Below are 22,790 nucleotides of genomic sequence, written 5' to 3' on the forward strand. Positions count from 1 at the left end.
GCGAACGAGACCAGGAGACATAGTGGCGAGTCAGGGTCAGCGTTTCCGGCGTAAGGCGCTCCGCCGGGGATACAAGGTCGACGAGGTCGACGCCTTCCTGGACCGGGTCGAGGCGACGCTCGACGGCCGGCCGGTGGGCGCCCCCGTCGCCTCCCAGGAGGTCCACGACGTCGTCTTCCGGGTCCGCTTCAACGGCTACGACGAGTGGCAGGTCGACCTGCACCTCGACCGGGTCGAGCGGCAGCTGGCCGAGCTGGAGGAGCGCGGTGGCGCCGGCGACCCCCGCGACGCCGACCGCCTCGGTCCGCCCGACCGCATGGGCCCGCCCGACCGCATGGGTCCGCCCGACCGCATGGGCCCGCCCGACCGCATGGGCCCCCCGGTGCGCGACGACCGCGGCATGTCGCCGGTCCCGCAGCCGATGCCGCCCCGGCCGATGCCGGCACAGGCCGGTCCGCCCGGCGACCGCTACGGCCGCTACGACGAGCCCACCGGTGCCTTCGCCGGTGGCTACGACGCCCCGCGGGGCGGCTACGAACCGCCGCGCGGCCCCGGTGGCCCCGGCGGACCCGGCGGCCCCGGCCCGATGGGACCGGGCGCCCCGATGGGCCACGGCGCTCCGCCGCCGCGCGGCCTGCCCGCCGGCCCCAGCGGCTACGGCGACGGTCCCGGCAACTACGGCGATGGTCCCGGCAACTACGGCGACCGCCCCGGCAACTACGGTGACGGCCCCGGCGGTGGCTACGGCGACGGCCCCGGCAAGTACGGCGACGGTCCGGGCGGTGGCTACGGTGACGGCCCCGGCGGTGGCTACGGTGACGGTCCTGGCGGCTACGGCGATCGCCCGGGCGGCTACGGCGACGGTCCCGGTGGCTACGGGGACGAGCCGCGTTTCGACGGGTTCGAGGCCGGCCGGCGCGCTCGCGCCGACATGACCGCCGAGATCCGGATGCCTGAGCGGGATCCGCGTGACATGCGGGGCCGGGGCCCGGCCGGGCCGCCTCCGCAGCCGCAGCCGGGCTTCGGCGGCCCACCGCACGCCGGTCCGCCGGTGGGTGGTCCGCCGGTCGCTGGCCCACCCGTCGGTGGCCCACCCGTCGGTGGCCCGCCACCGATGGTCGGCCCGCCGATGGCCGGCCCGCCCGGCAGCGACCTCTACCGCGTCGACCAGATCCGTCGCAGCTTCCAGGTGCGCCGGTTCGGCAGCGGGTACGACCCCGACCAGGTCGACCGGTTCTTCGACACGCTGCTGGGCGGCATGCAGGGGCGCAACCCGATGCCGGTGAACCCGAAGGAGCTGGACACGCTGCGCTTCGGGCTGGTGCCCGGTGGCTACTTCGAGGCCGAGGTCGACGCCGCGCTCAAGGACGTGCAGGACATCCTGTTCGGCCGCTGATCCGCGTACGGCGAGGGCCCGCTCCCCGGTCGGGGGCGGGCCCTCGTGCGTGTGGCCTCCGGCGCGCGGACCGGTGCGACGCCGGCTGACGCGGGTGCGGTCAGGACCGCAGGCCGTTGCGCCGCAGCACGGTGTCGCCGATGACGATGAGCAGCAGCAGCACGGCCAGGCCGATCAGCCAGATGTTCTCGACCCTGCCCTCGTGGTTGCCGCAGAGCATCGCCAGCAGGGCCAGCGCGGAGACCACCGCGCCGATCCGCCCGGACTTGCGGTGCCCGGGCTTGTGCTGGTCTGGCGACGTTACCGGCTCGCTTCCTGCCACTGTCGGTCCTTCCCTCGCGATCGGATCTCCGGTTAGTCTGGCACGCCTCGTGCCGGGCCCGGCGCTGGGTCCGACCGATGGGGCGGACCGCACGATCCGCACGGGCGCGGCGGGCGTCGGCCCGGGGTACGTACGAGGGCCGGCCGGGACTTCGGCACGGTGCCCGGCGTCGGGCAGGTGGCCGGGACCAAGGGCCCGGCTCCACCCGGGCGCATCGGCACTACCGGCGTCGCGGGTAGGTCGCCAGACTCCCTCCGGTAGCGTTTCTGGCGTACACCTTGTTTGTCGTTTTGAGGGGGAACTGCGGTGCGAGTGACCGGTACGGGGCACGCCAGCATGCGGATCGACACGGCCGCGGGCAGCATCCTGTGCGACCCGTGGGTCAATCCGGCCTATTTCGCCTCATGGTTCCCGTTTCCGGACAACTCCCTGCTCGACTGGGAGGCCCTCGGCGACGTCGACTATCTCTACGTGTCGCACCTGCACCGGGACCACTTCGACGCGGCGCACCTGAAGCGCTTCGTATCGAAGGACGCCACCGTGCTGCTGCCCGCGTTCCCCACCTCCGAGATGGAGGACGAGCTGCGGGAGCTGGGCTTCACCAAGTTCCTGAAGGCGCCGAACGAGCAGGTCGTGGAGCTGGACGGCGGCCTGAAGATCATGATTCAGGCGCTGACCAGCCCGACCGACGGCCCGATCGGCGACTCGTCGCTGTGGGTGGAGTACGACGGGGTGCGGCTGCTCAACCAGAACGACGCCCGTCCCACCGACCTGAGTGCCTTCGCCGAGCTGGGCCACGTGCACGCGCACATGCTCCAGTTCTCCGGTGCGATCTGGTACCCGATGGTCTACGAGCTGCCGCAGGCGGCGAAGACGGCGTTCGGCAAGCAGAAGCGCGACCGGCAGTTCGACCGCACCTGGCGCTACATCGACGACCTGAAGGCCGACCACGTCTTCCCGATCGCCGGCCCGCCCTGCTTCCTCGACGACGAGCTGTGGCAGTTCAACGACATCCACGGCGACGAGGGCAACATCTTCCCCGACCAGTCGGTCTTCCTGAGCGAGTACGCCAAGGTCGGCGGCACCAACGGCGTCGTGCTGCTCCCGGGCAGCGTCGCGGAGATCACCACCTCCGGAGCCAGCACGACACACCCGGTGCCCGTGGAGGAGTTCTTCGCCAACAAGGTGGCCCACCTGGAGGAGATGCGCGAGCGCAAGCGGCCGGTCATCGAGGCCGAGAAGGCGTCCTGGCGGCACCCCGAGGTGGACGTGCTCAAGGAGATGCAGCGCCGGATCGAGCCCCTGCTTGAGGAGTCGATCTACCTGGCCAAGGGGGTCGGCGGCCCGGTCCGCTTCGACCTGGTCAGCTACGACGGCGAGAGCGTCGAGTCGATCGTGGTGGACTTCCCGGGCAAGCAGGTCCGGCCGTACGCCGACGAGAAGGTCCGCTACCGGTTCCGCACCGAGCGGGCGTTGATCGAGCACCTGCTGCACATCGGCGAGGTGGACTGGGTCAACTCCCTCTTCCTCTCCTGCCGCTTCTCGGCGGCCCGGATCGGCCAGTACAACGAGTTCGTCTACGCGTTCTTCAAGTGCCTCTCCACGGAGCGGCTCCAGTACGCCGAGGGCTGGTACGACGAGCACGAGCGGAGCACCGACGCCGAGGACATCACCCTCGGTGACTGGGTGGTGCAGCGGCGCTGCCCGCACCTGAAGGCGGACCTGACCCGGTTCGGCATCGTCGAGGGCGACCAGCTCACCTGCCAACTGCACGGCTGGAGGTTCGACCTGGCCAGCGGCCGGTGCCTGACCAGCGTCGGGCACAAGGTCCGGGCACACCGGGCCGGCGAGCAGCAGACCCCCGCCCCGGCGGGCGAGGTGGCCAGCTAACGGCGATTTCCCCGCGCCCGCCGCCCCCGCCGGGTGACCATCAGGTCGACGAGGGGGTGACGTGGCCGAGGGAGTGCGCAAGAGCGGTTACCGGTACCGACGTGACCGGGAGATGGTCCGGGACGCCTCCCGGGTGGAGACGTTCAGCGACGGCGTCTTCGCGGTCGTGCTGACGGTGATGGCCGTCGAACTGCTCCAGAACGGCCCGGCGAGGGCCGGTGGGAGGGAGCTTCCCGACGCCCTCGCCCACGCCTGGCCGTCCTACCTGGCGTATGTGATCACCTTCGGCATCGCCGGCCAGATCTGGCTCGGCCACCACAACGTGTGGCGGTACGTGGTCCGGGTAGATCAGCTGCTGCTGGTGTTCAACCTGCTCGTGCTGCTCTTCGTGGCCGCGATCCCGTTCACCGCCGACCTGCTGTCGGACAACCTGCGCGGCGGGTCGACCGAGCAGCGGTTGACCGCCGCACTCTACTTCGGCACCGTGCTCGGCGAGTCGATCTTCTTCAACCTGAGCTGGTGGTGGGCACGGCGGCGAAGGCTGCTCCACCCCGATCTGGATCCCCGGCTGGCCCGTGCGGTGGCGCGGCGCCCACTGCTCTACCTGATCGCCTTCGCCTTCGTCTTCGTCAACGCGATCCTCAGCCTTCTGCTCTACCTGCTGCTCCTCGGTCTCTCCCTCATTCACCGTCCCGGCGACCTGCCCCCCGCCGAGGCCGGCGGCGAGGTCAGCGGCCAAGGTCGGTGAGGACGCGGCGGGCGGCGTTGTGGCCGGCGGCGCCGATGACGCTGCCGGCCGGGTGGCAGCCGGCGCTGCCCGCGTAGACGCCGTCGACACCGGTGGCGTACGGCATCCGATCGGTGAACGAGACCGTGTTGTCGACGTGGTGGATGTGCCCGCCGGTGATGCCGAAGTGCGCCTCGATGCCGGGCGGCGGCAGCGGCACGGCGTCGGCGATCAGGTCGGCGGTGCCCGGGGCGTACCGCTCGCAGATGCCGATCAGGCGGTCGACGTAGCCGGGCAGCGCCTCGCCCCAGGTGGCGCCGGCCAGCTCGTACGGCACCGACTGCACGAAGAGCGCCGACGAGTGGTGCCCCCGGCCGTCGGACAGCGACGGGTCCACGGTGGTGTGCAGGTACCACTCGATGGTCGGCTCGGCGGGCAGCCGACCCGCCTGCACGTCGGCCCACATGGCGCGCAGCGCCGCCATCGGCGACTCGCCGCCCCCACCGATCAGGGACTCCGAGCCGGGCAGCAGGTGGATGGTCGAGCCGAACGGGCTCGGGGAGCCCTGGGGCAGGCAGGAGAAGCGGGGCAGCCCGGTCAGCGCCAGGTTGAGCTTGAGCGTGGTGCCGGGGCGGCGGACCGCCGCCATCCGGTCGGCCAGCGGCGCCGGGAGCGCGCCGTCGGGCAGCAGGTCCATCAGCCGGTACGGGTCGCACGCGCCGAGCACCACCCGCGCGCCGATCTCCCGCCCGTCGGCGAGGACGACCCCGCTGGCCGCGCCGCCGTCCAGGGTGATCGCATGCACCGGCGTGCCGGTGCGGATCGTCGCGCCGGCGGCCCGGGCGGCGTCGGCGAACGTACGCGACACGGTGCCCATCCCGCCCTCGGCGATCATCCACGTGCCGTCGGAGCCGGGCAGCCGGCACATGTTGTGGACGAGGAAGTTGTGCCCGGTGCCCGGGTCGTCGGGGCCGGCGTTGAGCCCGGAGAGGCCGTCGGTGACCGCGTACATGCTCATCAGGAGCTCGGAGCGGAAGTCGAAGCGGGCCAGGTGGTCGGCGACGGAGCCGCGGACGAGGTCGACGAAGACCTGCCGCAGCGCCGGCCGGACGTACCGCTCGGCGGTCTCCTCGACGGGCAGCGGCTCGGCCAGCCAGGCCGGGGCGAGGTCGTCGCGCAGCGCGGCCAGCTCGGCCTGGAGGGCGTCGTCGGCGGCCACGTCGGCGGGGGAGAAGAACTCGGCGAGCTGCGCGCGGGTGGCCGCCGTGTCGCTGCCGAAGAGCAGGTACGGCGAGCCGGGGCCGCCGGGGGTGGGCAGGAAGTAGTGCGGGTCGCGGCGCAGCACGGGGATGCGCACGTCCAGCGTGGCGAGCAGTTCCGGCGGCATCAGCCCGAGCAGGTACGACCCGGTGGAGTGGCGCAGCCCCGGCACCTTCGGGAACGGCGCCTCGGTGCGGGTGGCCCCGCCGATGACGTCCGCCGCCTCCAGCACCAGCACGTCGAGCCCGGCGCGGGCGAGCAGGATCGCGGACACCAGACCGTTGTGCCCGGCGCCGACGATCACCACGTCGGCCCGGGGCGGCAGCTCGTCACCCATGCCGGTGGAGCCTAGCGCCCACAGGTCCCGCCGGTCAGCCCTTCCGCCGCCGGTCGGCCTAGGCTTGCCTGCCATGGCAGCACCCTTCAGCGCGCCCACCCCCGCCCCGAACGCCACGGTGCTACCCACCGGACGGCGCCGTGCCCGGGTCGGCCTGCCGCTCTCCCTGTTCCTCGTCCTGGCCGGGATCGGCGGCCTCGTCGCGGCTGTCGCGGTCGTCGGCGGAAGCCATCAGCCACGGTCACCTGTGGCGGGGCTCGTCGCGGCGGGCACCCTGGCGGCGCTCGGTGTGCCGGGTGTCCTGCTCTTCGTGGTGTCCTGGCGGCAACGGCGGACGAGGATCCTCGTCGACCACAGTGGCCTGTGGTTCGACAAGGGGGACCGGCGGAACGTCATCCCGTGGCACAGTCTCGCCGGCGTCGGCCTGTTCACGAGCCACGGGCACAAGGCCAGTTTCCACTCCCTGGAGCTGTACCCGACGGGCCACATCGACCGCGACGACCCGGTGCTGTGGACACTCGTGCGCGAGGAGGCGCCGTTCCGCCCCGGGCTGCCCCACCTGCGCCACCGTCTCCGTCTCGAGGCTGCCGACGTGCCCCTGGCGGTGTCGGCGGTCCGCCACCACGCGCCGCACCTCTGGCTCGGTGAGTCCCGACGCGAGGGCAGCCACATCGGGCGCCCCGACCGTGCCGGGCACCGGGAGCGGACCCGGGCGCGGGGGCGGTAGCCGGACGCCAGCGAGGTCAGGACGGCGGGCTGTCGTCCGGGGGCGGGCCGGCCAGCAGTTGGGCGGCGAACGTCTCCAGTTCCAGCTCGAACAGCGCCTCGGCCTCGGTGACCGCCCAGTCGAACTGGTGGAAGACCTCCATGGCGACCAGCCCGTAGAGGCGGGTCCAGCCCGAGAGGAAGGCGTACGCGACCTCGATCGGCACCTCGCCGTGGCTGAGCCGCAGCGGCTCCAGCCGCCCGTCCAGGTGCCGCCGGAGCAGTTCGCCGGGCGGGGTGCGGAAGGGGGAGCGGCGCCACAGGTCGAGGATCGGCTGGATGAAGACCGCGCCGAGGCGGGCGCCGGGGTGGTCCGGGGTGGCGTGGCCGCCGACGAAGGCGGTCCGTCCCGGGACGGGGGCGCCGAAGATCAGCCCGAACTCGGCGGGGTGCGCCAGCGACCAGGCGCGGAACGCCCGGGACATGGCCAGCAACCGCGCGACCGGCTCGCCCCCGGCGTCGTCCCCAGCCGCCTCCAGCCGCAGCCGCAGCTCGTTGTAGAGGTCGGCGGCGAGGTCCGCGACCAGCGCCTCCAGGCTCGGGAAGTAGCGGTAGATGGCCGGCGCCGTCATGCCCATGTCGCGGGCGATGGCCCGCAGCGAGATCGCGTCGATCCCACCCGTCACCAGCAGACGGCGTGCCCCGTCCTTGATCTCGGCGACGGTCGCCGTGCGCAGGCGTTCCCGCCGAGTGGGTGCGGCCATCGACAACCACCTTGACCAGAGGAAACACCGTTGCGATAGTTAACGGCGTTCACTGAAATTAGCGATGGTAGCAGCTTAGCCATCTGTGGAGGGAGAGGCGAATGTTCGCCTGGTGGGGACACATGGTGGTGCGGCTGCGCTGGGCGGTGCTGGCCGCCGCCCTGGTGCTGGTCGCTGTCGGATCGACCTGGGGGGCGGGTGTCTTCGGGCAACTGACCGGGGGTGGCTTCGACGACCCGGCCAGCGAGTCCAGCCGGGCCGCCGAACGGATCGACCGCGAGCTGGGGCCGCAGGGCGCAGACCTGGTGGTGCTCTGGTCCAGCGACACGGCGTCCGTCGACCAGCCGGCCTTCCGCGACCCGGTCACGGCCACCGTCACGGGGCTGCGCGCGCGTTCCGAGATCACCAGCGTCACCACCTGGTACGACACGCAGGCCCCCGCGCTGCTCTCCACAGACCGCCGGGCCACCTACGCGCTGATCCAGCTCCGGGCCGCTGACAAGGACGACAAGACCGCCGCGTACGAGGAGCTGCGGCCGGCCCTCGACGCGCCCGGCGTACGGACCGAGGTCGGCGGCGCGACGGCTGCCCTGCACGAGTCGAACACCCAGACGACCAAGGACATCACCCGCGCGGAACTGCTCTCCATGCCGGTGCTGCTGGTGCTGCTCGTGCTGATCTTCGGCGGGCTGGTGGCCGCGTCGACGCCCCTGCTGATCGGCGGGCTGGCCATCCTCGGCGCGTTCGTCACCGTCCGGCTGGTCACCCTGGTCACCGACGTGTCGGTCTTCGCCATCAACGTCATCACCCTGATCGGCCTGGGCATGGCGGTCGACTACTCCCTCTTCGTGGTCAGCCGGTTCCGCGAGGAGCTGGCGGCCGGCCACGACACCCCCGCCGCGATCCGGCGCACCATGCTCACGGCGGGGCGTACGGTGCTGGTCTCCGGGCTCACCATCGCGCTCGCCATGGCCAGCCTGCTGATCTTCCCCCAGGCGTTCCTGCGCTCGATGGGCCTCGGCGGGATCGCCGCCGTGCTGGTCGCCATGCTGGCGGCGCTGACCGTGCTGCCGGCCCTGCTCGCGGTGCTCGGCCGTCGGATCGACGCGCTGCGCGTACCGCTGCCGTGGCGGCGTGGGGCGCGCGGCGGGCGGCCGACGGCGGGGGAGACGGGCGGCGCCTGGGCCCGCATCGCGCACAGCGTGATGCGCCGCCCGGTGCGCTACCTGGTCGGGGTGACCGTGCTGCTCGCGGTGCTGGCCGCGCCGTTCCTGGGGGTCTCCTTCGGCGGGTTCGACGACCGGGTGCTGCCCCCGGACGCCGAGCCCCGGGTCGTCTCCGAGCGGGTCGCCGCGGAGTTCGCCGGCGGCACGATCTCGCCGATCGACGTGCTGGTCTCCGGGGCGTCTCCGGAACAGGCGCAGCCCTTCGCCGACCGGGTGGCCGCCGTGCCCGGCGTGACCGGGGTGCAGGTGGCGGCCAACCGGGGCACGTCGACGCTGCTGACCGTGACCTACCCGGGCGAGCCGGCCGGCGACACCGCGCAGGACGTGGTCCGGGCGCTGCGCGACCTGCCCGCGCCGGACGGCGCCCAGGTCCTCGTCGGCGGCCGGCCCGCCGTCGACCTCGACCTGATCGACGGCCTCGGCGACCGGCTGCCCTGGATGGCCCTGCTGATGGCCGCCGCGACCCTGGTGCTGCTGTTCCTCGCCTTCGGCTCGCTGGTGCTGCCGGTCAAGGCGGTGCTGATGAACCTGGTGTCGATCGGCGCGTCGTTCGGGGTGGTGGTCTGGATCTTCCAGGACGGTCACTTCGCCGACCTGCTCGGCTTCACCCCGACCGGGTTCATCGAGCCCAGCAACCCGATCCTCATGCTCGCCGTGCTCTTCGGGCTGGCCACCGACTACGAGGTGTTCCTGCTCTCCCGGGTACGCGAGGAGTGGGACCGCACGGGCGACAACACCGCCTCGGTGGCGGCCGGGCTCCAGCACACCGGGCGGATCATCACCGCCGCCGCGCTCCTGCTGATCATCGTGGTGGCCGGCTTCGCCACCGGCGAGATGGCGTACATCAAGCTCATCGGGATCGGCATGATCGTGGCGATCGTGGTGGACGCGACGCTGGTCCGGGCGCTGCTGGTGCCGGCCACGATGCGGTTGCTCGGCCACTGGAACTGGTGGGCTCCCGCCCCGCTCGCCCGCTTCCACCGCCGCTTCGGCCTGCACGAGTCCGCCGAGCCTGAGCCGGCGGCCCCGGAGACCCGTCACGCCGAGTTCACCAAATAGAGGCTTCCGTCGATGCCCCGTCGGCCCTGGCGTCGACGGGGCATCGGACCTGCCGGACCGGGACGGCTTCCCGGTGCCGACCCGCCGGCAGGTCGGCGCCGCACGGCACTTCGACGGCGGCGAGGGCTGCTGGTGCGACCGGGGCACCTGCTGGTTCACCACCCGGGCGCCAACCGGGTGTGGGCGTACGACGCGGTGAACCAGCGCCTCGACCTGGCCTACGACGACTCGCTGGTGCCGGCGGGCGCCGCGCCGCTGACCGGGGTGGACAACATCACCGGCACGGCCGGCGGAGACCTCTACGTCGCCCGGTCGGCGGGCGGCGCGGCGGCGCGGCGGGCGCGCCAGGCGGAGAGGGCGAGGGTGGCGGAGTAGCCGGCCAGCACGATCACGTGGAAGAGGTAGAGCCAGAGCAGGACCGCCACCCCCGCGCCGATTTCGTCGAAGCCCCCGAACGGCACCCCCAGGTCGATCGGGAGCGAGGCGAAGAGCACGAAGCCGTGCAGGAAGCCGGAGAGGTTCGCTGCGGTGAACGACCCGACGCCCAGCGCGGAGAGCCAGTCCGGCGACGCCGGGCCGACCACCCGGAACAGCCAGAGCAGCACCGGGGTGAGCACCAGCCAGACCGCCAGGAACGACAGCACCACCCCCAGCGCGCCGGTCCAGCCGCCCTGCCGGACCAGGCCGGTGGTCGTGGGCAGCGCCAGCAGGATCGACAGCAGCAGGGCCGGGGCCGGCGCCAGCAGCGGCAGCAGCAGCAGCCGGCCCCGCCAGCCGACCAGCGACTCCTCGCTGCGCGGCACGGCGACCGAGACGAAGGCGCGGCGCAGCCCCTCGCCGTAGAGCGACGCCGGCAGCAGCGACGCCAGCGCCAGCAGCGGGGTCAGGCCCACCCCGGCCTCGACGAGCGCCTGCACCGCGTGGGGCGCGCCGATCGCGTCCGGCAGCGTCTCCACGGCGTGCGAGGTGAGCCGGCGTACCCGCTCGGCGCCCGCCAGCAGCGAGGTCAGCCAGATCGCCAGCAGGGCCACCGGCACCACCGCGATCGCCCCGTAGAAGGTGATGGCGGCGGCGTGCAGGGACAGGTCCCGGCCCCGCAGCGGGCGGAACGCCGCACTGGTGACCCGCTTCGCCCGTTGCCATCCGCCGCCCATCGCGGCTTCTTTCCCCGTACCGCCCCGCGTCACTCATTATGATCACGGGCCATGAGCGTTCTCACCACCCGGCGCCTGGTGCTGCGGGAGTGGACCGTCGGCCCGGCCGACCTGGCCCGGATCTTCGACATCTACTCCCGGCCCGAGGTCACCCGCTGGCTGGGCGCGCCCGGCCTGCCGCTGACCGACCCGGCGCAGGCCGCCGACCGGCTCGCGATGTGGCGGGAGCGGCACGCGGGGCACGGCGGCCGGTACGGCACCTGGGCGATCGAGGTCCGCGACACCGGCGTGGTGGCCGGCACGGTGCTGCTCAAGCCGCTGCCCGGGCGGGACGAGGGCACGCTGACCGAGGACATCGAGGTGGGCTGGCACCTGCACCCCGACTCGTGGGGCCACGGGTACGCCACCGAGGCGGCCCGCGCCCTGGTGGCCCGGGAGTTGGCGACCGGCACCCGGGAGGTCTACGCGGTGGTGGCGCCGGGCAACGAGGCGTCCATGGCGGTGGCCCGCCGCCTCGGTATGACCCACGTCGGCCGCCGCACGGACTGGTACGGCGGCGAGGAACTGGAGACCTTCGTGCTGACCGGTGGGGTCACCGCGCCCGGACCCAGGTGATGAAGCGGTCGGTGAGGCCGTCCCGCCGGACCGAGATCTTGGTAAGAGAGCGCCCCTCCAGGGGCCGTTTCCTACCAAGATCTCGGGGAGCCGGCGGGCTCGGGCGGCCGGCCGCCCAGCCGAGGCCGGCCGGGGCCGGGGCGGGCGGGGCAGCCGGTTACGCCACCTCGACGAAGTCGAGTTCCGCCCAGCGGCTCAGGTGGGTGAACCGGAGCGTGTTGAAGCCCGCGTTGAGCGTGACGTCGACGCCCACCTGCCGCCAGACGTCCCAGCCCGTGTTGGGGTAGGTGACGACCTTCGGGTTCGCGCCGTTGACCGTCAGCGTGTGCTGGGCGTCGCCGTAGCCGGCCGCGTAGGCCACGTGGGCGCGGTACCCGCCGGCCCGGGGCGCGAAGACGGTCACCTCGACCCAGCTGTCCGCGTAGTCGATGTACGCCACCACCTGGCCCTGCGACGTGTTCGGGGCGGCGCGCACCCCGCAGTGGTTGAGCGCGCCGCGCTCGGCCTCGTAGCGCACCCGGCTGCCCCGCACCACGGGGTTGCCGCCGGCCCAGCCCAGCGCCGCCACGTACATGCCGCGGGCGGAGTAGTTGTTGATCCAGCCGTGGAAGACGATGTGGTCGCCGCCGGCCTCGCGGACCACGTCCGCGCCGCCCGGCCCCCGCACGGCCGAGTCCAGCGACGCCGTGGTCATCAGCGAGCGGTACGCCTTGGTGTAGGGGCCGGTCAGCGAGGCCGACGTGGCGTAGCTGGTCTGGTAGCCGTCGCCGCCGTAACCGCCGAGGGAGTAGAACAGCACGTACTGCGCGCCGACCTTGGTCAGCACCGGCGCCTCGATGATGCCCGCCTCCTCGGCGCGACCGCTGCGCAGCAACTCGACCCGGGCGCCCTGGAGGGTCACCCCGTCGGCCGCGACCCGTTGCAGCCAGAGGCTCGTCGGCTGGCCGATGGCGTTGCCGTCGTCCTTGTAGAGCAGGTAACGCAGGCCGGTGCTGTCGGTGAAGCTCGCCGCGTCGATGTCGCCGCCCTCGCCGGCGTTGCAGACCAGCGGTCCGGTGCCGACGGAGGTGAACGGCCCGAGCGGCGACGTGGCCAGCGCGGCGCCGAGGCACTGCCGGCCGGTGGCCCGGCTGCGGGCGGTGTAGTAGAGCAGGTACCGCCCGTCGGCCCGCTGGGACACGTCGGGTGCCCAGGTCAGGCCCCCGTTGGCCCAGGCGCCGAGGGTCGGCATCGCGTCGGGCCGCCTGGTCCACGCGCCGGTCAGCGAGGTGGCGGTGGCGACCGGGACGTTGCCGTGGCCGTTGTTGGTGGAGTACGCGTAGTAGGTGCCGCCGAACTTGACGACGTCGGGGTCCGGGAAGTCGCTGGCGATGACCAGCGACGGTGTCGTGGTGGCAGCCTGGGCCACTCCCGGGCTGACGAGCAGTGGGGCGGCGACCAGCACGGCCGCCAGCCAGACGAGAGCTCTTCGCATGACGGAAGTCAACCACAGTCATCGATGTACTGAAAGTTTCCTGCGAGCGGATCCGGCGCACTGTTCCGGGTTCCGTCGCCACCCGACCGCCCACGATCCTGTCGGATCGCCGGGCTACCCTCACCGGGCTTCCGAGAGATTTGCGAGGGGTTACGGATGACGGTGCTCGACGAGGAGACCCGGCGGTTCGTGCAGCAGGCCGTGGTGCTGCCGCCCAAGGCCCTCGCGCAGGCGTGGGAACGTCTGCTCGATCTGCATCCGCAGGGCGGTCGGGCGGCACTCGGCGCTGTCAGGGTCTCCGCCGCACAGAACTCGGAGATCGACAACGCGGTGCGGTCGGGGTTGCGGGCGCGGCTGGCAGACCTCGACGCCCACTCGCCGGGCCTGTTCTCCGACGCCATAGTTGCCACGGGCAACGTGGCCCGCGCGATTCAGGCCCGAAGCAAGCTGACCGGCGAGCAGTACCAACTGCTCACCGAGCCGTTCACCGCCGTCGGCATGGCGGTGCCGGAACACCGCTGACGGCGTCGACTGGTTCAGTAGTGGGTTCGTCGATCGCCTGCGCGTGCCTGGCGCCGGACCAGGCGTGCGATCCCGTGCGGCGGGGGCTGCGGCGGCTAGGCTGGACTGCGCAGAATGTCCGCTGAGGGGGTGAGCCCGGATGGGCCAGGCAGCTTTCGCGCCCGAGCCGGCGCCGCAGCAGGCCGAACCCGCGCCGCAGCCCACCGAGCCGTCGTTCGACGTGCTGCGGTGGCGCGACGAGCCGTGGACCGCTCAGCTCGCCCTCGACCTGTTGCCGGAGACCAACGGCCCCAAGGTTGAGGTCCTGAGCGGAAGCGTGATCGTGACGCCACCTGCCGGTTATGACCATCAGGACGCGGAGTTGGATCTCGCGTACCTTTCTCAAGCAGGCGGCCCGCCGGGCCAAGCTGTGGCTCTACCTCGAGGCGAACGTCGTCTCGGGCGACGACCTCTTCATCCCGGACATCGTCATTCTCGACGTGCCGGGTGGCGGGCGGACGACGATGGACATCGGGCACGCCGTGCTGCTCGGTGAGATCGTGTCGCCTGGCAACCGTCGCAAGGACGTCATCGACCGGCCGCGGGAGTACGCCGCCGCTGGCGTGCCGTTCTTCCTCCGCGTCGATCTGCGGAACCGGGTGCCCACCATCGCGTTGTTCGAGCTCGTCGAGGGGGAGTACCGGCCGGTGGCGGCCGCCGCCGCAGGTACCCGGTTCGTCATGAGGAAGCCGTTCGAGTTCTCCATCGACCCGGGCGACCTGCTCGGCGAGGAGGCGCCGGAGGAAGGCGAGGAAGACCCGGCGGGGCAGGCCGACGCCGAGGGTTGAGGCTCCCAGCGGGGGCACAGCGACGGTGGGGAAGAATGGCCCGGTGACTTCGCCCCGGGAACTCGTCCTGCTCGGCTCCACCGGTTCGGTCGGCACACAGGCCATCGACATCGTGCGGCGCAACCCGGACCGGTTCCGGGTGGTGGCGCTCGGCGCCGGTGGCGGCAACGTCGAGCTGCTCGCGGCCCAGGCCCTCGAACTGCGCGTCGACGCGGTCGGCGTGGCGAAGGCGTCCGCCGCGCAGGACCTCCAGCTCGCCTTCTACGCCGAGGCGAGCCGGCGCGGCTGGGCCACCGGCGACTTCAAGCTGCCCAAGATCGTGGCCGGCCCCGACGCGATGGCCGAGCTGGCGCAGTGGCCCTGCGACGTCGTGCTCAACGCGGTGGTCGGCTCGCTCGGGCTCGCGCCGACGCTGGCCGCGCTGCGCGCCGGGCGTACGCTCGCGCTCGCCAACAAGGAGTCGCTCGTGGCCGGCGGCTCCCTGGTCAGGGCGGCGGTGACACGGCCGGAGCAGATCGTCCCCGTCGACTCGGAGCACTCGGCGCTGGCGCAGTGCCTGCGCGGCGGTGGCCGGGGCGAGGTGCGGCGGCTGGTCGTCACCGCCAGCGGCGGCCCGTTCCGGGGCCGGCGCCGCGACGAGTTGACGCAGGTCACGCCCGAGCAGGCGCTCGCCCACCCGACCTGGAACATGGGGCCGGTCGTCACGATCAACTCCGCCTCGATGGTCAACAAGGCGCTGGAGGTGATCGAGGCGCACGAGCTGTTCGACGTGCCGTACGCCGACATCGCCGTGATGGTGCACCCGCAGTCGGTGATCCACTCGATGGTCGAGTTCACCGACGGCTCCACCCTCGCCCAGGCCAGCCCGCCGGACATGCGGCTGCCGATCGCGCTCGGTCTCGGCTGGCCCGACCGGGTGCCCGACGCCGCCGCCGCCGTCGACTGGACCAGGGCACACACCTGGGAGTTCGCGCCGCTGGACGACGAGGCGTTCCCAGCGGTGGCGCTGGCCAAGGCCGCCGGCGAGGCCGGCCGCTGCCGGCCGGCGATCTACAACGCGGCGAACGAGGAGTGCGTGGCCGCCTTCGTGGCCGGCCGGCTGCCCTTCCTCGGCATCGTCGACACCCTCCGACGGGTGCTGGAGGACGCTCCCGACTTCGACGAACCAGGTACCGTCGAGGACGTGCTCGCGGCGGAGTCGTGGGCGCGCGCGCACGCGCAGGAGATCATCATCGCGGGTTCGGTGGAAGGAGCTTGATGGCGTACCTGCTCGGGGTGGTGCTCTTCGCCCTCGCGATCCTCATCTCGGTGAGCCTGCACGAGGCGGGGCACCTGCTCACCGCCAAGGCGTTCGGGATGAAGGTCACCAAGTACTTCGTCGGATTCGGCCCCACCCTCTGGTCCTTCAAGCGGGGCGAGACCGAGTACGGCGTCAAGGGCATCCCGCTCGGCGGCTTCTGCAAGATCGTCGGGATGACCCCCCAGGACGACGACGTCGACCCGGCCGACGAGCCGCGCGCGATGTGGCGGTTCCCGGTGTGGAAGCGGACGATCGTGATGTCCGCCGGCTCGATCACCCACTTCGCCCTCGCCCTGATCGCCCTCTGGATCATCGCGGTCAGCGCCGGGCTGCCCAACCCGCAGTTCCCCAGCACCGAGGCCGAGATCCGCAAGGAGCCGGCGGTCATCCAGCTGTCGAAGTGCGTGGTCCCGGAGAACACCCTGCGCGAGTGCACCACCGCCGATCCCGCCAGCCCCGCCGCCCAGGCGCAGCTGCGCGACGGCGACCGGATCACCGGGATCAACGGCACGCCGATCAACGACTACGGGCAGCTGCTCACCACCCTGCGCGCCCTCAAGCCGGGCGACACGGCGCAGATCGCGTACGTCCGCGACGGCCAGCCGGCCACGACCAGCACGGTGCTCGCGCAGACCCAGCGGCCCCCGCTCGACGACCCGAAGGGCCAGGTCGCCGCAGTCGCCGCGCTCGGCGTCGGCCTCGTGCCCAGCACCCCGACCCGGGTGACGTACGGGCCGGTCGGGGCGTTCGGCGCGACCGCCGACTTCACCGGCGACATGGCGGTGAACACCTTCGAGGCGATGAAGCGCATCCCGCAGAAGGTCCCCGCGCTGTGGGCGGCGATCACCGGCGAAGAGCGGGACATCGACACCCCGATCAGCGTGGTCGGCGCCAGCCGGCTCGGCGGCGAGGCCGTCGAGAACGACGCCTGGCTGCTGTTCTTCATGCTCTTCGTCTCGCTGAACTTCTTCATCGGCGTGTTCAACCTGCTGCCGCTGCTGCCGCTCGACGGCGGGCACATCGCCATCGCCTGGTTCGAGCGGGCCCGGTCCTGGCTCTACGCCCGCATCGGCCGCGCCGACCCCGGGCGCGTCGACTACCTCAAGCTCATGCCCCTCACGTACGCGGTGATCCTGATCGGTGGCGTGTTCACGCTGCTGACCATCACCGCGGACGTCGTCAACCCGATCACGCTCTTCTCAAGGTGAGTGCCTGAAGTGACCGCTGTCAGTCTCGGTATCCCCGCCGTGCCGCCCCCGCCGCTCGCCCCGCGCCGGGTCAGCCGCCAGATCATGGTCGGTCCGGTGCCGGTCGGTGGGGGCGCGCCGGTGTCGGTGCAGTCGATGACCACCACCCTCACCTCCGACGTCAACGCCACACTCCAGCAGATCGCCGAGCTGACCGCGTCCGGCTGCCAGATCGTCCGGGTCGCCGTGCCCAGCCAGGACGACGTGGAGGCGCTGCCCGCGATCGCGAGGAAGTCGCAGATCCCGGTGATCGCCGACATCCACTTCCAGCCGAAGTACGTCTTCGCCGCGATCGACGCCGGCTGCGCGGCTGTCCGGGTCAACCCGGGCAACATCCGCCAGTTCGACGACAAGGTCAAGGAGATCGCCAAGGCGGCCGGCGACGCGGGCGTGCCCATCCGGATCGGCGTCAACGCCGGCTCGCTGGACAAGCGGCTGCTCGCCAAGTACGGCAAGGCCACCGCCGAGGCGCTCGTCGAGTCGGCGCTGTGGGAGTGCTCGCTGTTCGAGGAGCACGGCTTCCGCGACATCAAGATCTCGGTCAAGCACAACGACCCGGTGGTGATGATCCGGGCGTACCGCCAGCTCGCCGAGAAGTGCGACTACCCGCTGCACCTCGGCGTCACCGAGGCCGGCCCGGCCTTCCAGGGCACCATCAAGTCGGCGGTCGCCTTCGGCGCGCTGCTGGCCGAGGGGATCGGCGACACGATCCGGGTCTCGCTGTCGGCCCCGCCGGTGGAGGAGATCAAGGTCGGCAACCAGATCCTGGAGTCGCTCGGGCTGCGCGAGCGGGGCCTGGAGATCGTCTCCTGCCCGTCCTGCGGCCGGGCCCAGGTCGACGTCTACAAGCTGGCCGAGGAGGTCACCGCCGGCCTGGAGGGGCTGCCGGTGCCGCTGCGGGTCGCCGTGATGGGCTGCGTCGTGAACGGCCCGGGCGAGGCCCGCGAGGCCGACCTCGGGGTGGCCTCCGGCAACGGCAAGGGCCAGATCTTCGTCAAGGGCAAGGTCGTCAAGACCGTGCCCGAGGCGCAGATCGTGGAGACCCTGATCGAGGAGGCGCTGCGCATCGCCGACGAGATGGGCGCCGAGCTGCCCGAGGAGCTGCGCGGTCTGCTCCCCGGCGCCACCGTCAGCGTGCACTGACCCACCGCGCCGTCGCGCGCCGGCCCCGACCGCCCCCGCCAGCGGCCGGGGCCGGCGCGCTTCCGCCGGGCGTACGCTCCGCGTCGTCGTCACGGTGCAGGCGTCCCACTCGTCACTCGACCGGCGCGGCACGGGGCGGATCTGGCAGGCTGGTATCCGTGCTGACGGTGCCGGTACGCCAACTGGGGGAGTCGGAGCGCCGCGCGGTCGAGCGGCTGCTCGACCTCGACCCGTTCGCGGGCGCGCAGGTCGCCGAGCGGATCACGGCGCGCGGCCTGGCCTGGTGGCGTGCCGAGGGACGGGTGCTGGGCTACGGCAGCCGCCGCAACCTGGAGTCGATCTGCTGGCTCGGCGGCAACCTGACCCCCGTGCTCGCCACCGAGCCGGCCGTCGCCGCGTACGCCGACCTGCTCGCCGGCGAGGAGCGGCTCTGCTCGTCGATCGTGGGCCGGGCCGACGCGGTGCTCGGGCTCTGGGACCGCCTCTCCGCCGTCTGGGGGCCGGCCCGGGACGTACGCCCCAACCAGCCGTTGCTGGCGACCGACGCGCTGCCGGCGCTGCGGGCGGACCCGGAGGTGCGGCGGGTGCGCGCCAGCGAGGTCGACCGGCTCTTTCCGGCGGCGGTGGCGATGTACACCGAGGAGGTCGGCGTCTCGCCGCTCGCCGACGACGGCGGGCGCGGCTACCGGCGGCGGGTCACCGACCTGGTCCGGACCGGGCGGGCGTACGCCCGGTTCGTCGACGGCCGGGTGGTGTTCAAGGCCGAGCTGGCGGTGGTGACCCGCCGGACCGCCCAGGTGCAGGGCGTCTGGGTGGCCCCCGAGTGGCGGGGCCGGGGCATCGCGTCGGCGGCCATGGCGGCGGTGGTGCGCGACGCGCTGCTGCGGGTCGCCCCGACCGTCAGCCTCTACGTGAACGACTTCAACACGCCCGCCCGCCGGGTCTACGAGCGCTGCGGGTTCCGCCCCGTCGGCACGCTCGCCACCGTGCTCTTCTGAGCCACCCGTGCGGCGTCCGCTCTGAGTCACCCTTCGCGGCGTCCGCGCAGGGCGGCTCCCGGCCGGCGCGGCCCACGCACCGGCCTCCGGCCAGGTGAACGGCCGGTAAATGCGTTGAGCCGGCCGGCTCCACCGACCAGGCTGGATGCTCCGCCCCGGTCTGCGGAGAAGGGACTCCGTCATGCGTCTGCTCCGGGACCTGTGGGCCACCTCGCCCCGCCGAATGTCGATCGTGACCTGCCTGATCGTGCTCGGCGCCGGGGGTCAGGCCGCCGCCGCCGCGCTGGCCGGCCCCGTCCTGGTGCACCGCGCCGCCGGGTTCTTCGCGCTGCTCGCCGTGGCGCTGGTCGCCGCCGTCCTCACCGACCTCGCGGTGAGCCTGCTGATGGCCGGGCTGACCGCCGACTGGTCCGCCGACGTGCGGCGCCGGCTGTGCCGGGTCGCGCTCGGGCAGGACCTGCCGACCCTGGAGACCACCCCGGTCGGCGAGCTGCTAGACCGCATCGACGGCGACGTCTACCAGGTCGCCGCCGCGGTGCGCAACCAGGGCGTACGGATCGCGCAGGGCCTCGCCGCGGGCGTGCTGTCGACCGTCGTCGCCCTCGCGGTGTGGTGGCCGGCCGGCCTCGGGATGCTGCTGCTGACCGTGCTGCTGGCCGTCGGCCTGCGCAAGCCCACCGCGCGGATCGGCCCGGCCCGGATGGCCGAGGAGGAGGCCTGGTCCGACCTCGCCGCGGTGATGGAGGAGGCCATCCACGGCCAGGACGACGTACGCACCAGCCTGGCCCGGCCGTACGTGCTGCGCCTCTACGCCCGGCGGGCCGCCGAGGTGCTCAGTCGCGGGGTGCGCGTGTGGCGGATGTCCGCCCAGGTCACCACCGTGGCCGCCGGCGTCATCCGGGCCGGGATCGCGGCCGTGGTGCTCGGCGGCGCGTGGGCACTGGTCACCGGCCGGGTCGACGGCGCCCGGCTCACCGCGATCTGGCTGCTGGCCATCGGCTTCGGCATGACCGTCGAGCACGTCAGCCGGATGGTGCCCGAACTCCAGTACGCCCTCGGCGCCTGGGGGCGGGTGCAGCTGCTGGCGGGCTCCCGGCAGGAGCCCGTGGGCGGGGCCGCCCCGAACGAGGGCGACCTGGTGGTGCGGGGCCTCACCTTCCGCTACGGGGGTGCCGACGACGGGCGCGGCCCCGCGCTGCACGACGTCGACCTGACCTTCACCCGGGGCCGCTCGTACGCGCTGGTCGGCCGGACGGGCTCCGGCAAGTCCACCCTGGCGAAGGTGCTCACCCGGGCCGTCGACGTGCCGCCCGGCACGGTCTTCCTGGCCGGCGACGACGTGTGCGACCTCGACGTCGAGGCGCTGCGCCGGTGGATCGCCGTGGTGCCCCAGCGCACCGAGATCCTCGCCGGGACCCTCGCCGAGAACGTCGCGTTGTTCGATCCGGACCTGCTCGACGCCGCCGCCCGGGCGCTGCGCGAGCTGGGGCTCGACGGCTGGATCGCCGAGCTGCCCGCCGGCCTGGACACCCGGCTGGGCGACGGCGGGCACGTGCTCTCGGCGGGCCAGGAGCAGCTGGTCGCCTTCGCCCGGATCCTGGTGCGCGACCCGCACGTGGTGATCCTCGACGAGGCCACCGCCCGCCTCGACCCGGTGACCGAGGCGCGGGTGCAGCAGGCCACCGAGCGGTTGCTACGGGACCGGATCGGCATCGTCATCGCCCACCGCCTCTCCTCCGTACGCCGCTGCGACGAGGTGGTGGTGATGGCCGACGGCGCGGTCGTGGAGGCCGGGCCGCTGGACTCCTCGGAACGCTTCGCCGAACTGCTCGCCACCAGCCACGCCACCGCGTACGCCCACGCGGCACCGGGCGGTCGTTCCGGCGGGGTCGACCTGCTGACCGGCCCGTCGGACCCGTGGCCGACCACCGGCCCGGACGAGGCCCTCCCACCGGCGACGCCCCCGGTCGGCCCGCCGGCCGTTCCGTCGGCCACGCCCACGGCCGTGCCGCCGGTCGGAGTCCCGGCCGCGCCGCCGGTCGGGGCGGTTCCCGCGACCCCGACGGAGCCGGTCGGGTCGGCCGACGGCCGGGCGGGTCAGGGCGGGTCCGCAGCCCCCGGGGAGCCGGAGACGACGTCCCCGCGGGGGCTGCGCGGGCTGCGGGAGATCCTGCGGCTGTGCCTCAACGACGCGCGCTACGGGCTGGCCTCGCTGGCGTTGTTCCTGCTGCTCGTGCTCCTCGGCCTGGAGGGGCCGGTGCTGCCATGGCTCTGGGCGGACGTGGTCGACGGCACCGGCGACCCGTGGAAGCCCGCGCTGGGGATCGTCGTCGGCCTGCTGGTGACCCTGCCGGTGCCGTACCTCAACGGTCTGCGCTTCCCGCAGTGGTGGGTCCGGCAGATGCTGCGGATCAGCCTGCGCCTGGTGCACGGCCAGACCGGACCGCGCCGGGTCAGCCGGCACACGCCGGCGGAGGTGGTGGCCCAGGGCGGCGACACCGAGCGGGTGGTGCAGCTCGCCGACAACCTGATGGACCAGGGGCTCTCGCTGCTGCTCCTGGTCACGATGACCGCCGTCACCGGCAGTGTGGTGCCGGGGCTCTTCTTCGCGGGCACGATGCTCGTCTCCGGACTCGCCGCCACGCTGTTCGGCCCCCACCTGGAACGGTCGGCGCGGGCCACCGTCGCGGCGCGGGCCGCGTTCGCCACCGCGCTGGTCTCCTCGCTGTCGGCCGCCCGTACGGTCAAACTCGCCGGGGCCACCCGCCCGGTGCTGGCCCACCTGGCCGACCTCGACGTGGTGCGCAGCGACCGGCAACGCCGGGAGATCTCCGTGCAGGTCTGGTCCCGCTCGACCCCGTCGCTGGTCAGCGGCCTGCTGCCGATCGGCGCGTGGGCGCTCTTCCTGGCCGGGCAGCTCTCGGCCGGCGCCACCCTGGTCGCGGTCGCCACCCTGGCCGCCGCCCGCTGGTTCGCGTGGACGACGGCCTCGCTGATCTCGCAGATCCCGTCGGCGCGGGTGTGGACCCGGCGGACGGTGGCGATGACCGGCGTGGAGGCGTACTCGGCGGCGGTGCCGGGGGTGGACCTCGGCGCGGGGACCGCCCCGGCGCCCGTCGTGCCGCCCCGGCACCCGCTGCGCCGGCTGGAGCTGACCGGCTTCGGCGTCCGGCACACCGACGGGACGGTGGCCGTACGCGACGTCGACCTGACGGTGGAACGCGGCCAGCTGGTGCTGGTCGTCGGGCCGGTCGGCTCGGGCAAGTCGTCGCTGCTGCGGGCGCTGGCCGGCATCGCCCCGCACACCGGGCGGCTGACCTGGAACGGCGACCCCGTCACCGAGCCGGAGCTGTTCCTGCGCCCCCACCAGGTGGGCTACGTCGGCCAGCTGCCCCGGGTGCTCTCCGGCACGGTGGCCGACAACATCACCCTCGGCCACCAGGTGGACGCCGCGGCGGCGGTGTCGACCGCCCAGCTCGACCACGACCTGGCGGCGGCCGGCGGCGGGCTCGGGCTGCTGATCGGGCACAAGGGCACCCGGCTCTCGGGCGGGCAGTTGCAGCGCCTCGCGCTGGCCCGGGCGCTCGCCCCCCGTACCGAGCTGCTGGTGGCCGACGACGTCTCCTCGGCGCTGGACGTCACCACCGAGCTGGCGCTGTGGCAGGCGCTGCGCGAGCACGGCGTGACCGTGGTGGGTTCGACCTCGAAGCGCGCCGCCCTGGTCCGGGCCGACCACGTCGTGGTCCTCCGCTCCGGCACGGTCGCCGCCCAGGGCCCCTGGCGCGAGCTGGAACCCCACTGGTCCCACCTGGCCGGCTGACCCA

Annotated in this window: 18 protein-coding genes and 1 pseudogene; 14 read left to right on the forward strand and 5 right to left on the reverse strand. The window is 73.3% G+C overall.

The genetic code is table 11. The features are described 5' to 3' along the window. The first annotated feature begins 22 nt into the window (after window positions 1-22). The gene (locus OG989_RS14540) at window positions 23-1,396 is read left to right on the forward strand and encodes a DivIVA domain-containing protein (protein ID WP_327030782.1); all 1,374 of its coding nucleotides are present in this window, start codon (window positions 23-25) and stop codon (window positions 1,394-1,396) included. A 100-nt stretch (window positions 1,397-1,496) separates the two neighbouring features. Here OG989_RS14540 and OG989_RS14545 read toward each other — a convergent pair whose 3' ends face one another. After that, the gene (locus OG989_RS14545) at window positions 1,497-1,718 is read right to left on the reverse strand and encodes a DUF2631 domain-containing protein (protein ID WP_121396083.1); all 222 of its coding nucleotides are present in this window, start codon (window positions 1,716-1,718) and stop codon (window positions 1,497-1,499) included. A gap of 306 nt (window positions 1,719-2,024) precedes the next feature. Here OG989_RS14545 and OG989_RS14550 point away from each other — a divergent pair, with 306 nt between their 5' ends. After that, window positions 2,025-3,608, forward strand: coding sequence for a Rieske 2Fe-2S domain-containing protein (locus OG989_RS14550; RefSeq protein ID WP_327030783.1), 1,584 nt, complete (start codon window positions 2,025-2,027; stop codon window positions 3,606-3,608). Window positions 3,609-3,720: 112 nt separating this feature from the next. Next, on the forward strand, window positions 3,721-4,356 hold the full coding sequence (locus tag OG989_RS14555) for a TMEM175 family protein (protein ID WP_327031165.1): 636 nt from the start codon (window positions 3,721-3,723) through the stop codon (window positions 4,354-4,356). On the opposite strand, the gene OG989_RS14560 is transcribed toward OG989_RS14555, so the two are convergent. After that, window positions 4,337-5,932 (reverse strand): phytoene desaturase family protein, encoded by a 1,596-nt coding sequence (locus tag OG989_RS14560; RefSeq protein WP_327030784.1) that lies wholly within the window; start codon window positions 5,930-5,932, stop codon window positions 4,337-4,339. The genes OG989_RS14555 and OG989_RS14560 overlap by 20 nt on opposite strands. A 73-nt stretch (window positions 5,933-6,005) precedes the next feature. On the opposite strand from OG989_RS14560, the gene OG989_RS14565 reads away from it, so the two are divergent. Beyond that, complete coding sequence (locus tag OG989_RS14565; protein WP_327030785.1) at window positions 6,006-6,659, forward strand: hypothetical protein; 654 nt, start codon at window positions 6,006-6,008, stop codon at window positions 6,657-6,659. Window positions 6,660-6,675: 16 nt separating this feature from the next. Here the strand turns inward: OG989_RS14565 and OG989_RS14570 are convergent, their stop codons facing one another. Continuing rightward, window positions 6,676-7,401, reverse strand: a complete 726-nt coding sequence (locus OG989_RS14570) for a TetR/AcrR family transcriptional regulator (RefSeq protein ID WP_151456829.1) — start codon at window positions 7,399-7,401, stop codon at window positions 6,676-6,678. Between the two features lie 101 nt (window positions 7,402-7,502). Here OG989_RS14570 and OG989_RS14575 point away from each other — a divergent pair, with 101 nt between their 5' ends. Together OG989_RS14575 and OG989_RS14580 are read left to right on the forward strand one after the other, a co-directional pair. Continuing rightward, window positions 7,503-9,686 (forward strand): MMPL family transporter, encoded by a 2,184-nt coding sequence (locus OG989_RS14575; protein ID WP_151456828.1) that lies wholly within the window; start codon window positions 7,503-7,505, stop codon window positions 9,684-9,686. Window positions 9,687-9,735: 49 nt separating this feature from the next. Continuing rightward, window positions 9,736-10,007, forward strand: a pseudogene (locus OG989_RS14580) (translocation protein TolB); the annotation flags it as partial. Here OG989_RS14580 and OG989_RS14585 read toward each other — a convergent pair. Continuing rightward, window positions 9,986-10,840, reverse strand: coding sequence for a YhjD/YihY/BrkB family envelope integrity protein (locus tag OG989_RS14585; protein WP_327030786.1), 855 nt, complete (start codon window positions 10,838-10,840; stop codon window positions 9,986-9,988). The pseudogene OG989_RS14580 and the gene OG989_RS14585 overlap by 22 nt on opposite strands. Before the next feature lie 51 nt (window positions 10,841-10,891). On the opposite strand from OG989_RS14585, the gene OG989_RS14590 reads away from it, so the two are divergent. Further along, complete coding sequence (locus OG989_RS14590; RefSeq protein WP_327030787.1) at window positions 10,892-11,455, forward strand: GNAT family N-acetyltransferase; 564 nt, start codon at window positions 10,892-10,894, stop codon at window positions 11,453-11,455. A gap of 157 nt (window positions 11,456-11,612) precedes the next feature. Here OG989_RS14590 and OG989_RS14595 read toward each other — a convergent pair whose 3' ends face one another. Further along, window positions 11,613-12,929, reverse strand: coding sequence for a family 43 glycosylhydrolase (locus OG989_RS14595; RefSeq protein ID WP_327030788.1), 1,317 nt, complete (start codon window positions 12,927-12,929; stop codon window positions 11,613-11,615). A 156-nt stretch (window positions 12,930-13,085) separates the two neighbouring features. On the opposite strand from OG989_RS14595, the gene OG989_RS14600 reads away from it, so the two are divergent. From OG989_RS14600 to OG989_RS14630, 7 genes are all read left to right on the forward strand, one after another. Beyond that, complete coding sequence (locus OG989_RS14600; RefSeq protein WP_327030789.1) at window positions 13,086-13,451, forward strand: hypothetical protein; 366 nt, start codon at window positions 13,086-13,088, stop codon at window positions 13,449-13,451. 341 nt (window positions 13,452-13,792) lie between these two features. After that, a complete protein-coding gene (locus OG989_RS14605) occupies window positions 13,793-14,278 on the forward strand; it encodes a Uma2 family endonuclease (protein WP_327030790.1) in 486 nt (161 codons plus the stop codon). Window positions 14,279-14,321: 43 nt separating this feature from the next. Next, a complete protein-coding gene (gene dxr / locus OG989_RS14610; protein WP_151456566.1) occupies window positions 14,322-15,536 on the forward strand; it encodes a 1-deoxy-D-xylulose-5-phosphate reductoisomerase in 1,215 nt (404 codons plus the stop codon). After that, entirely contained in the window at window positions 15,536-16,786 is a 1,251-nt protein-coding gene (locus OG989_RS14615) for a M50 family metallopeptidase (RefSeq protein ID WP_327030791.1), read from the forward strand. The genes dxr and OG989_RS14615 overlap by 1 nt, the downstream gene beginning before the upstream one ends. A gap of 9 nt (window positions 16,787-16,795) precedes the next feature. Beyond that, window positions 16,796-17,968, forward strand: coding sequence for a flavodoxin-dependent (E)-4-hydroxy-3-methylbut-2-enyl-diphosphate synthase (ispG, locus tag OG989_RS14620; RefSeq protein ID WP_089001519.1), 1,173 nt, complete (start codon window positions 16,796-16,798; stop codon window positions 17,966-17,968). A 158-nt stretch (window positions 17,969-18,126) separates the two neighbouring features. Beyond that, on the forward strand, window positions 18,127-18,966 hold the full coding sequence (locus OG989_RS14625; RefSeq protein ID WP_151456564.1) for a GNAT family N-acetyltransferase: 840 nt from the start codon (window positions 18,127-18,129) through the stop codon (window positions 18,964-18,966). Between the two features lie 181 nt (window positions 18,967-19,147). Beyond that, on the forward strand, window positions 19,148-22,786 hold the full coding sequence (locus OG989_RS14630; protein ID WP_327030792.1) for an ABC transporter ATP-binding protein/permease: 3,639 nt from the start codon (window positions 19,148-19,150) through the stop codon (window positions 22,784-22,786). Window positions 22,787-22,790 lie beyond the last annotated feature (4 nt).

Source organism: Micromonospora sp. NBC_01740 (genome assembly GCF_035920365.1).
Lineage (GTDB): Bacteria > Actinomycetota > Actinomycetes > Mycobacteriales > Micromonosporaceae > Micromonospora > Micromonospora reichwaldensis.